Here is a 10,320-nt window from a genome sequence, read left to right on the forward strand (position 1 = left end):
CCTTTCCCGTCGCCTTTCCCCGCACTTCTTCCCGTGCCTTTCCGCTTTTTCCTCACCGTAGTGACGGCCCCGGAAGGGCCACACCCTTAAGCACCCCTAGGGGCGGGCACCTGCGACGGCCAGGGGTCCCCGGGGCCGCGGTGGTCGTACGAACGGCGGACATGGGACAGCGAATCGAGCAGCCCGGCGGAGGTGATGGCCTGGGCCGGGCGTACGTCGGCGATGCCGGTCAGCGGCATCTTCCCGATGTCGGCCCAGCACAGGCGACCGCCCGCGTCGATGTAGCTGCGGGTGCGTCCGGCGTTGTCCGGGTGCAGGCAGTAGGGGACGTCGAGCAGGCCCTCGGAGAAGGCCGTGAGCAGTGCCGTGCCGAGGTCGTCGTCCAGGGCCAGGACCGCTTCGATGAGCGCGGACGCCTCGGCGTAGGTCTGGGTGCGGGTGCCGTCGAGCGGGGCGCGGTCCGTGCGGTGGGCGACCGCCGCCGCGTATTCGAGGGCGGTGATGTTCTCGGTGACCGTGGGAATGCGGCGGGATTCCGCGACGGTTTTCACGATGAGCCGTTCCGAGCCACTGGCGACGGCGAGTTGGGCGGCTGTTCCGAGCAGCCGGTAGGCGCCGGGGGCGGTTTCCGGGAACAGTCCCATGTACGCGTAGATGACGATGTGCCAGTCGGTGTCCGGCAGCAGTCTGGCGCACAGGCCGCGCAGGGCGGCGACCGCTTCGGCGTCCTGGCGGGGGTCGGTCTGCTGGGCGTAGCTCAGGGAGATGCTGCGGATGCCGTGCCGGTGGAAGAACAGGCCCTCCAGGACGCTGACGGCGACGAGCAGGCCGGGCGGGCAGAGCTGGCCGAGGACGCAGCCGCCGAAGGTCTCCAGGTGCGGTTCGGTGCCCGGCCCGCGCGCGGCGGCGAGCAGTTCGCAGGACGCGGCCCAGTGCGCGACGGACTCGCGCAGCGGGACCCGGCCGTAGGGCAGGCAGTAGGAGATGGGGCCGCCCTCGGAGGCGTCGAGTCCGACGGCACGCAGGGCCCGGAAGATGTCCTGGGGGGCGGCGGAGCCGTGCCGGACCTGGACCGGGAAGCCGGGGCCGTGGACGCCGTCGAGCACGCCTCGGGTGGTGGCCGCCGGGTGGCTGACGATCGGGTAGCCGTTGAGGGCGACGCCCTCCAGGACGGCGAGCCGGGCCGACTCCAGGTCGCCGACCCGGGTGTAGCTGTCCAGGGTGATCGTGCCGACGGTGGTGGCGGCGGCGTCGCGGGTGGCGAGCAGTCCGGCGCGCATCGCGTCGGGGCCGCTCATGCCCATCCGGGGCTGGACCACCAGATGGCCCGCGTCGTGAGCCCGGCGCACGAAGGCGCCGAACCCGGTGCCGGTCACACCAGGGCCCGCTGCGGCAGGGTGGCGAGCATCCGGGTGAAGGTGGCGACGCCGTCGGCGCTGTCGTCGAAGACGGCGTCGTACCCGGCGGCGCGCAGTGCCACACTCTCCTCGTCGCCGCAGGGGCCGCAGATGCCGAGCTTGCCGCCGATGACGGCGGGTACGGCGGCCAGTTCGGGGTGTTCGCGCAGCCGGGTGACGGTGCGCATGCCGTCGTGGTAGCCGTGGCCGTTGACGCTGCTGACGACGATGAGGGCCGGGTGGTGGTCGAGGGCCTCGGCGATCAGCAGGTTCTCGGGGACGCAGGGGCCGAGGTTGACGACCCGGTGGCCGTGCTCCTCCAGCAGGAGCTGGAGGTAGACCAGGTTCCAGGTGTGGGAGTCGGAGATGCCGCCGGCCACGATCACGGGCCGGCCGCCGGGGGTGGGGGAGGTCATGGTCGTGCCGGAGGTCGTGAGGGTGGTCATCGGGGGGCCTGTCCGTGGTCGTAGGTGCGCTGGTGCCGGATGCGGGAGACGGAGACGAGGGTGTCGCCGCGGACCACGATCTCGGCGGGGGCGGGTCTGCCGAGGAACATCAGCAGGCTGGCGGTGGGGCCGTAGGCGCCGGCGTTGGGCACGGTGAGCAGGTCGCCGGGGGCGGCGCCGGGCAGCGGGACGTTGCGGCCGAGGAGGTCGCCGGGGGTGCACAGCGGTCCGGCGAGATGGGTGAGGGGGCCGCCGCCGGGGCCCGCCGACTCGTGGGGCTCGACGGTGACGGGCATGATGCGGCCCAGGCCCGACATGCCGCCGAAGGTGTTGATGCCGGCGTCGAGGACGGCGTAGCGCTGGCCCCGGCTGTCCTTGACGTTGACGACGCTGGTGAGCAGGGTGCCGCTGTCGGCGACCAGATAGCGCCCGGACTCGCAGGCGATGCGCGGGGCGCCGTCGCGCCAGTCGGGGAAGTGCTCGTCCAGCGCGTCGGTGAGGGCGTCGCGCAGCGGGCCGTATACGGGCCGGTCGCCCCGCACGGCGTAGGGGGCGGCGAATCCGCCGCCGATGTCCAGGAGCCGGAAGGTGACGCCGAGGTCCCGCTGGAGGGTGGCCGCGGCGGCGACGGTGTGCCGGAACTCGGCGATGAGCCCGGCCTCGTCCTTGGCGTTGCTCAGCGGGAAGAAGTGCAGTCCGGCGATCCGGGTGCCGGGCACCTCGCGCAGGTCGGCGGCGAGGCCGGGCAGGGTCTCGCTGTCGAAGCCGAACTGGGAGGGCACGCCGGTCATCCGGATGCTGGTGGCGGCGGCGCCCGTGGCGTGGTTGACGCGGAGCAGGCAGTCCGCGGTCACCCCGGTCTTGCGGGCCGTCTCGCCGACCCGGCGCAGATCGCCCAGGGACTCCGTGGAGAACAGGCGGACACCCCGGGTCAGCGCCTCGGTGAGTTCCTCGGCGGTCTTGCCGGGGCCGGTGTAGAGGATCCGGTCGCCCGGGAAGCCGGCGAGCAGCGCGGCGTCGAGTTCGCCGACCGAGCTGATCTCGGCGTGGCAGCCGCCGGTGCGCAGTTCGCGCAGCAGTTCGGGGTGCGGGTTGGCCTTGGCGGCGTAGAACACCTCGACCCCGGCGGGCAGGGCGGCGAACAGATCGGCGCGGGCCCGGGCCACCCGGTCCAGGTCGTAGACGTAGGACGGGGTGCCGAAGCGCTCCGCCAGTTCGGCGGGGCCGGTCACGGGGTGGTTCCTTCCAGGAGCAGGGCGAGCCGCTTGCGGTCGTGCTTGCCGTGCGCGGTGAGCGGCAGTTCGGCCACGACCCGGCTCACGCCGGGCACCTTGGCGCTCTCCAGCCGCAGCGACAGTTCCTTGAGGAGGGTGTGCGGGTCGATGTCGCCCGCCACGAACACCGCGAGGTCGCGGTCCCCGTCGGGGGGCAGGACGGCGGCGGCGCGGACGCCGGGGATGTCGGTGGCGGCGCTCTCGATCTCGGTGGTGCTCACGCGTACGCCCTTGTGTTTGAACATGTCGTCGCGGCGGCCCTCGTAGTAGAGGAAGCCGTCGTCGTCGACGTGGCCGAAGTCGCCGGTGTGGAGCCTGAGTCCGCCGTCCGGGGCGGGGCGGAAGGCGTGCGCGGTCTGCTGCGGGGCGCGCCAGTAGCCGGGCATGACGTGCGGGCCCTCGACCACGATCTCGCCGGTCTCCCAGGGCGGCAGCGCCTCGCCCCGGTCGTCGACGACGAAGGCGCGGGTGCCGGGCAGCGGACGGCCCACGGAGTCGGGTTTGGCGTCCTGGTGGGCGGGCGGCAGCACGGAGACCCGCTTGCACTCGGTCTGCCCGAACTGGATCACCACCTGCGCGCCCGGGAACGCGGTGCGCAGCCCGTCGGCGGTGGACTTGGGCAGGGCGGCCCCGGTGTTGGTGAACATCCGCACCCGCGAGCGCCGGTCCGGCTCGCGTTCGGCGAGCGCGCAGATCATGGTGGCCAGCGACGGCACGATCGGTACGACGGTGGCGCCGGTCTCGCGGATGCGGCGCAGCAGCACCAGATCGGACTCGCCGTCGGCGAGCACGAGTTCGCTGTGGCCGGCCGCGGTGAGCAGCACCTTGTACAGGCCGTAGTCCCAGGAGATCGGGAAGCGGCAGAACACCACGTCGTCGGGGCGGTAGCCGAGTTCGAGGTTGATGGCCTCGGTGGCGAAGACCATCCGGCCGTGCGGGCAGATCACCGCTTTCGGGGTGGCGGTCGAGCCGGAGGTGTAGACGAGGACGGCGATGTCGTCGGCGGTCACCCGTGTCTCGCGGGCGCGTACGCCGCGCTCGGCCAGGGCGGTGATCCGCTGCCACACCGCGCCGAGGCCGAGGACGGGGACGCCGTCCGCGAGGGCGGTGATCCGGTCGACGGCGGGGTCGGTGACGAGGACGAGGGAGGGCTCGGCGTTCTTCAGGACCGCCTTGAGGTGGTAGTCCTTCATGCCGGTGTTGACGGGGACCAGGACGGCGCCGCGGCGGGCGGCACCGTACATCAGGGCGACCAGCTCGCGGGTGCTGGGCAGCTGGACCAGGACCCGGTCGCCGTGGCCGATGCCCTGCCCGTCGAGCCAGGCGTCGGCGGCGTGGCTGTGGGCGGTCAGCTCCCGGTAGGTCCAGCGGCCGGCGGCGTCGGAGACCGCGGGGGCGTCGGGATGTCCGGCGGTGGCCTCGTCCAGCAGGTCGTGCACGCGGGCGTCGGTGCGGGCCCGCGCTGTCGGTTGACCGTTCACTGCGACTCCTGCCGCCTTTCGTGTGTGCTCCCGGCGGCCCCGGCGCTCTGCCGTACGGCCGTGGCCCGGGAGGCGAGTGTCCTGCGGTCGGTCTTGCGGTTGGCGTTGAGCGGAAGCGCGTCCAGGTGGTGGAAGGCGCGCGGGAGGACCGCGGCGGGCAGCAGTTCGCGCAGATGGCGGGCGAGCCGGGCGGCGGGCAGCGGGGTGCCGGTGTGGAAGACGGCGAGTTCGACGGTGCCGTCGACGGGCACCGCCACGGTGACGGCGTCCTCGACGCCGGGGCAGGTGCGCACGGCGGCGTCGATCTCGGCGAGTTCCACGCGGACGCCGTGCACCTGGACCTGCGCGTCCTGGCGGCCCAGGTAGTGCCAGCCGCCGCCCTCGGCCCGCCGCACCCGGTCCCCGGTGCGGTAGTAGCGCCGGCCGTCGTGGTGCAGGAAGCGTCCGGTGTCGTCGGCCGGGTCGAGGTAGCCGGGGGTCAGCTGGGGCCCGGCGACGCACAGCTCGCCCTCGTCACAGCCGGTGGGCCGGCCGGACGGGTCCAGGAGCAGGGTTTCGTGGCCCTCGTGGACGGTGCCGATGGGCACCATGCCGTTCGGCTGGCGGCCCGGCGTGAAGCGCTGCGCGGCGACGGTGATGGTCAGTTCGGTCGGGCCGTAGAGGTTGTCCAGGCTCGCGCCGGGCGCGGCGGCGGCCCAGTCCTCGGCGTCCTTGCAGCTGAGCGCCTCCCCCGCGAAGAAGCTCCGGCGCAGCGACGGCAGGGCCCCGGGCGCGAGGCCGCCGGTGCGGCGCACCAGGGTGATCGCGCTGGGCGTGGAGAACCACACGGTCAGCCCCTGCCGCGCCACGAACTCCGGCAGCCGCGCGTACGCCCGGGGCGGTACGGGGACGACGGCGGCGCCCGCGCCCCAGGCGCAGAACAGGTCGAACATCGCGCAGTCGAAGTTCAGGTCGAAGGTCTGCGAGAAGACGTCGTGCGGGCCGAAGTCGTAGCGCGCGTCGAGCAGGCCGAAGTAGTGGGCGGTGTTGGCGTGGGTGACCGGTACGCCCTTGGGCCGGCCGGTGGAGCCGGAGGTGAACAGCACATAGGCGAGGTCGGTGGGCCGGGCGGGCTGGGGGGTCTTCAGGGCGCTGTCCGGGTCGACGGGGAGCGCGGGCAGGGGCTGGCCGCCGGGCGCGAACAGCGTCGGCAGGGTGACCCCGGCGGTGTGCAGGGCGGTCAGGGCGGGGCGGGCGTCGTCGTCGGCGAGCAGGGCGCCGACGCCCGCGGCCTCGATCATCTGCCGGGTGCGGGCCGCGGGGAAGGCCGGCTGGAGCGGGACGACGGTGAGCCCGCTGTACAGGCCGGCCAGCAGGGCGGCGTAGGCGGTGGGTCCCTTGCCGGCCAGTACGCCCAGGGCGGGGGCCGGGTCGGGGAGGGCGGCCCGTACGGAGCCGGCCAGCAGCAGGGCGCGTTCGTGCAGCTCGCGGTAGGTGGTGGTGACGCCGTCGGCGTGCAGGGCGGGCCGGTCCGGGGCGAGGGCCAGGCCGCGTGCGAACCGGGCGGACAGCGTGCCGTCCGAGGTGGGATCCACGGTGGCGGTCCCGTCAGCTCGCGGCGGGGTGCAGCATGCCGTGCACGGTGTCCCACAGCACGCGGGGGGTGCGGAAGGTGTCCATGGTCAGCGCGCTGTCGCGGAAGCGGACCTCGTAGGTCTCCTCCAGGGTGCCGAGCAGCTGGACCGTGCCGAGCGAGTCCAGGCCGAGGTCCTTGAGTTCGGTGTCCGGGTCCAGTTCCTCGTGCGGCGGGAGGAACGGCAGGAAGGTGCGGAGTATCTGCTCGAACGGGGCGTCCCACATGAGGGCCTCCAGGGGGTGGGGGTCAGGCGGCGCGGGAACGGCGCCGGGGGGTCATCGCGAGCCGCGGCGCCGCGGCGACGATCTCGAAGGTGCGGGTCGCGCAGGGCACCCGGCCGAAGAGGCTGTCCGGTCCGGCGACGCACATCCGGCGTACTCCGGCGTCCTTGAGGGCCCGGGTGACGGCCGGCCAGTCCATGGGGTGGTCGAAGCTGTCGAGGAGCATGGTGCGCAGCTCTTCCCCGGTGTGCAGCAGCCTGCCGTCCTGGTCGGCGACGACGGGCAGGCCGGGGTCGGCGAAGGAGTAGCGGGAGATCACCTCGCGGGCGGCCTTGTCGCGCAGCGGGCGGAACACGGAGGCGTGCAGGGGGGGCCGCATGGTGTACAGCGGCAGGCTGCCGATGGCCCGCAGCCCGTCCCGCAGCCACTCCTCCCGGCGTTCGGACAGGGACACCATGTGGAAGCCGTCGTCGATGTGGCAGGAGAACTCGTGCCACTCCCCCGCCGCGTCCAGTTCGGCCAGCAGCGCGTCCAGCCCCTCGCGCGGGGCCCGTGCGAAGGACAGGGTGACGATGTCCCGGTGCTCGGCGGCGAAGTACTCCTCAAGGCAGCGGGCGATCTCCGCGGTCAGCCGGATCGCGTCCGGCAGGTCCAGCGCGCCGGTGTGGGCGAGGACCGCTTTCTCGCCGAAGCTCGGCCCGGCGACGATGCCGGGTGTCACGTCCAGGTGGTCGTGGGCCCAGTGGGCGCAGGCCAGGCAGTTCACCAGGAACGCGACCTGGGCGGCCTCCGAGTAGACGTCCTCGGACCGGCGGAAGGCGTCCACCAGGGAGTAGCCCAGGGTTTCGTCGGCGAGGGCCACCAGGTCGCGGGCGTAGGGGCTGGCCACCATGAACCGGCCCACCTCGGCGAACGGGACGGGGCCCATGCCGGGGAAGACGAGAGCGGTGTCGGGTGCCATGGCGGATTCCCCGCCCCCTTTCACGGTGGTCAGGCCATGGGTCGCGGGGCCTTGAGACCGGTTCGCGGCCCCTCGCAGACCTTTGGGATGAGGTCACAGGCCCTTGGGATGAGGTCACAGGCTCTTCAGGAATTCGGTCAGCACCGCGAAGAACCGTTCGGGTTCCTCCAGGTGCGGCAGGTGGCTGGACTCCTCGAAGATCTCCCAGCGGGCCCCGGGGATCTCGTCGTGGTAGGGCTGGACGACGGCCGGGGTGGCCTCGTCGTACCGGCCGCTGATCAGCAGGGTCGGGGTGCTGATCCGGTGCAGTTCGCCGACGATCGACCAGTCCTTGAGGGAGCCGATGACATGGAACTCGGTGGGCCCGTTCATCGCGTAGTAGACGGTCGGGTCGTTGTAGATCTCCATGAAGGAGGACAGGAAGTCGCGCGGCCAGGGCGTCAGCCGGCACACATGGCGGTCGTAGAAGACCCGCATGGCGGCGTGGTACTCGTCGCTGTCGTAGGTGCCGGCCGCCTCGTGCCGCAGCAGGGTCCGCTGGACATCGGGCGGGAGCGCGGCCCGCAGCCGGGCCATCTCCGTCAGCCAGATCGGGTACGAGGCCGGCGCGTTGGCGATGACCAGTCCGCGCAGGCCGGGCGGGCCGGTCATGGCGTGCCGGGCGCACAGGGGGCCGCCCCAGGACTGACCGAACAGCACATAGTCGTCGCCGATGCCCAGTTCCCGGATCAGATTGGCGAGTTCCGCCTCGAACAGCTCGACGGTCCAGAAGCCGGTGTCCTTGCCGGGGAGGTGGGTGGAGCCGCCGTTGCCGAGCTGGTCGTAGTGCACGACGGGCCAGCCGTCGTCGGCGAGGCGGGCCAGGGGCAGCAGATAGTCGTGGGTGCTGCCGGGGCCGCCGTGCACGACGACGAGCGCGGGGCGTCCGGCGCCGGTCCGGCCGGTCACCCGGTACCAGGTGCGGTGCTCCCCGAAGGGAACGGTGCCCTTCACATGGGGGGTGGGGGCCACACGGATCACCTCTGCTCACCTCTGCTCGGCCTCGGGCGCGGTGCGGCGACAGTGCCGTCCGGGACCGGCGAGCCGGAAGTGTGGGCGGTCCGTGTCTCTGCCGTGGTCCGCTGCCGACGCTAACGGCCGCCGCGCCACCGCCGGACCCCTAACTGCCCCTAAGGGCAGCCCGGTTACCCCTCCGTCCTTCGCTCACCGTCCCCGGCGGGGCTTGGCCGGGGAGCGTATGAAATCAGGCACGCCTATTTGCTCATGCAATCCATCTGGGCGGGCGTGGCACCCGGCGAGATGGCTGGATCCAGCGGCACCTCGGGGTATCCGCCGGCGGAACCGGCGCGGGCGCGACGATCCCCGGCTGTCGCCCTTGAGGCCGCCACCGGGTCGTCACCGGGGTCAGCGGTCCGGGGCTCACCGAGCGCGGGGAGCCCCGCTGGCGCGCGCGAGTAGATTCCGCGCCATTTTCCGTGATGGACAGGGCAGTTGGGGCACGCCCCCCTCACCCGGCATCTGATCGGCCGGCCACGGGAGGCCATCGACGCGAACCCCTGTCCGCCCGCCGCCCTCGGCCCGCCGCGTCCTGGGCCGCTGTGCGGCGCGACAGCTCCTTCGGCGAAACCCGGCGCCCCGCCGAGGCGGCGCCCGCCGCGCATCGTCACGGTGCCGGGCGATATCCTTTTGCGCGAGGAGACACCGCCGTCTACCGAGCACGACACCCCCGCAGCCAGCGCTGCGAGGCTCCCAGTACCAAGGACGGGAATCATGACAATCACTGTGGGAATCAATGGCTTCGGCCGCATCGGCCGTGGCTACTTCCGCGCCCTGCTCGCGTCCGGCGCCGACATCCGGGTGGCCGCCGTCAACGACCTGGCCGACGCGCAGACCCTGGCGAACCTGCTGAAGTACGACAGCGTGTACGGGGTGCTGCCGCAGCAGGTGGTGGCGGAAGGCTCGTCGATCAGGGTCGGGGACACCGTGATCGAGGTCCTCAGCGAGCGTGACCCGGGGCAGCTGCCCTGGCGCCGCCTCGGTGTCAACGTTGTCATCGAGTCGACGGGCGTGTTCAACGACGCCGCCAAGGCCCGGGGGCACATCGACGCCGGGGCCGAGAAGGTCGTCGTCTCCGCCGCGGCGAAGAACGCGGACCTCACCCTCGTCATGGGTGTCAACGACCACCTGTACGACGCCGAGCAGCACACGATCGTCTCCAACGCCTCATGTACGACGAACTGCCTGGCGCCCATGGCCAAGGTCCTCGATGACGGGCTCGGCATCGAGCACGGCACCATGACCACGATCCACGCCTATACGCAGGACCAGAACCTCCAGGACGGCCCGCACCCCGACCCCCGGCGCGCCCGCGCGGCCAACCTCAGCACCATCCCGACCACCACCAACGCCGCCAGTGCGATCGGCCTCGTGCTCCCCACCCTCCAGGGCAAGCTCGACGGGTACTCGGTGCGGGTTCCCGTCCCCGTCGGCTCGCTCACCGACCTGACCGTCCGGGTGAACCGCGAGACGACGGTGGACGAGGTCAACTCGCTGTTCCGCAAGGCGGCCGAGGGAGAGCTGTCGCGGATCCTGCGCTACACCGCGGACCCGGTCGTCTCGGCGGACATCGTCCGGGACCCGGCGTCGTGCATCTTCGACTCCCTGCTCACCCAGGTCATCGAGGGACGTCACGTGCACATCTTCGGCTGGTACGACAACGAGTGGGGCTTCTCCAACCGCCTCGTCGACACGACCCGGCTGGTCGGGGGCGCGGCGGCCTGACGCCGCGAAACGTGAAGGGGCCGGTAACGGGTCGCACCGGGAGCCGCCCCGCCCCATGGCGTCGCCGGGCCCCCACGGGGCGCCGCGGGCCCGGGGGGGGGGCGGGGGGGGGCGGGACACCCGGGGGAGGGCCGGGCCCCCCCG

At 73.0% G+C, this 10,320-nt stretch carries 9 protein-coding genes; 1 reads left to right on the forward strand and 8 read right to left on the reverse strand.

Translation table 11 applies throughout. From position 1 onward, the window contains the following. Positions 1-86: 86 nt before the first annotated feature. From ACFXAZ_RS19380 to ACFXAZ_RS19415, 8 genes are all read right to left on the reverse strand, one after another. Complete coding sequence (locus ACFXAZ_RS19380) at positions 87-1,376, reverse strand: methylaspartate mutase (protein WP_384592283.1); 1,290 nt, start codon at positions 1,374-1,376, stop codon at positions 87-89. After that, on the reverse strand, positions 1,373-1,843 hold the full coding sequence (locus ACFXAZ_RS19385) for a cobalamin B12-binding domain-containing protein (RefSeq protein ID WP_384592286.1): 471 nt from the start codon (positions 1,841-1,843) through the stop codon (positions 1,373-1,375). The genes ACFXAZ_RS19380 and ACFXAZ_RS19385 overlap by 4 nt, the downstream gene beginning before the upstream one ends. Beyond that, complete coding sequence (locus ACFXAZ_RS19390) at positions 1,840-3,075, reverse strand: type III PLP-dependent enzyme (protein WP_384592289.1); 1,236 nt, start codon at positions 3,073-3,075, stop codon at positions 1,840-1,842. Before ACFXAZ_RS19390 ends, ACFXAZ_RS19385 begins: the two co-directional genes overlap by 4 nt. Next, positions 3,072-4,598, reverse strand: coding sequence for an AMP-binding protein (locus ACFXAZ_RS19395; protein ID WP_384592291.1), 1,527 nt, complete (start codon positions 4,596-4,598; stop codon positions 3,072-3,074). Before ACFXAZ_RS19395 ends, ACFXAZ_RS19390 begins: the two co-directional genes overlap by 4 nt. Next, positions 4,595-6,172 carry an amino acid adenylation domain-containing protein gene (locus ACFXAZ_RS19400; protein WP_384592293.1) on the reverse strand — a complete coding sequence of 526 codons (1,578 nt, stop codon included), beginning with the start codon at positions 6,170-6,172 and terminating at the stop codon, positions 4,595-4,597. Before ACFXAZ_RS19400 ends, ACFXAZ_RS19395 begins: the two co-directional genes overlap by 4 nt. A 13-nt stretch (positions 6,173-6,185) precedes the next feature. Continuing rightward, positions 6,186-6,437: an acyl carrier protein gene (locus ACFXAZ_RS19405; protein WP_384592295.1), complete on the reverse strand. Its 252-nt coding sequence runs from the start codon at positions 6,435-6,437 to the stop codon at positions 6,186-6,188. Positions 6,438-6,459: 22 nt separating this feature from the next. Further along, positions 6,460-7,395: an ACP S-malonyltransferase gene (locus tag ACFXAZ_RS19410; protein ID WP_384592298.1), complete on the reverse strand. Its 936-nt coding sequence runs from the start codon at positions 7,393-7,395 to the stop codon at positions 6,460-6,462. Between the two features lie 114 nt (positions 7,396-7,509). After that, positions 7,510-8,406, reverse strand: coding sequence for a proline iminopeptidase-family hydrolase (locus ACFXAZ_RS19415; RefSeq protein WP_384592300.1), 897 nt, complete (start codon positions 8,404-8,406; stop codon positions 7,510-7,512). A gap of 759 nt (positions 8,407-9,165) precedes the next feature. On the opposite strand from ACFXAZ_RS19415, the gene gap reads away from it, so the two are divergent. Next, positions 9,166-10,176, forward strand: coding sequence for a type I glyceraldehyde-3-phosphate dehydrogenase (gap, locus tag ACFXAZ_RS19420; RefSeq protein ID WP_384592303.1), 1,011 nt, complete (start codon positions 9,166-9,168; stop codon positions 10,174-10,176). Positions 10,177-10,320 lie beyond the last annotated feature (144 nt).

This window comes from Streptomyces sp. NPDC059477 (genome assembly GCF_042749375.1).
Taxonomy (GTDB): Bacteria; Actinomycetota; Actinomycetes; order Streptomycetales; family Streptomycetaceae; genus Streptomyces.

Coding starts and splice junctions, on each gene's coding strand:
- ACFXAZ_RS19385 (WP_384592286.1), bottom strand. CDS start 1,843: ATGACCACCCTCACGACCTCCGGCACGACCATGACCTCCCCCACCCCC.
- ACFXAZ_RS19405 (WP_384592295.1), bottom strand. CDS start 6,437: ATGTGGGACGCCCCGTTCGAGCAGATACTCCGCACCTTCCTGCCGTTC.
- ACFXAZ_RS19410 (WP_384592298.1), bottom strand. CDS start 7,395: ATGGCACCCGACACCGCTCTCGTCTTCCCCGGCATGGGCCCCGTCCCG.
- gap (WP_384592303.1), top strand. CDS start 9,166: ATGACAATCACTGTGGGAATCAATGGCTTCGGCCGCATCGGCCGTGGC.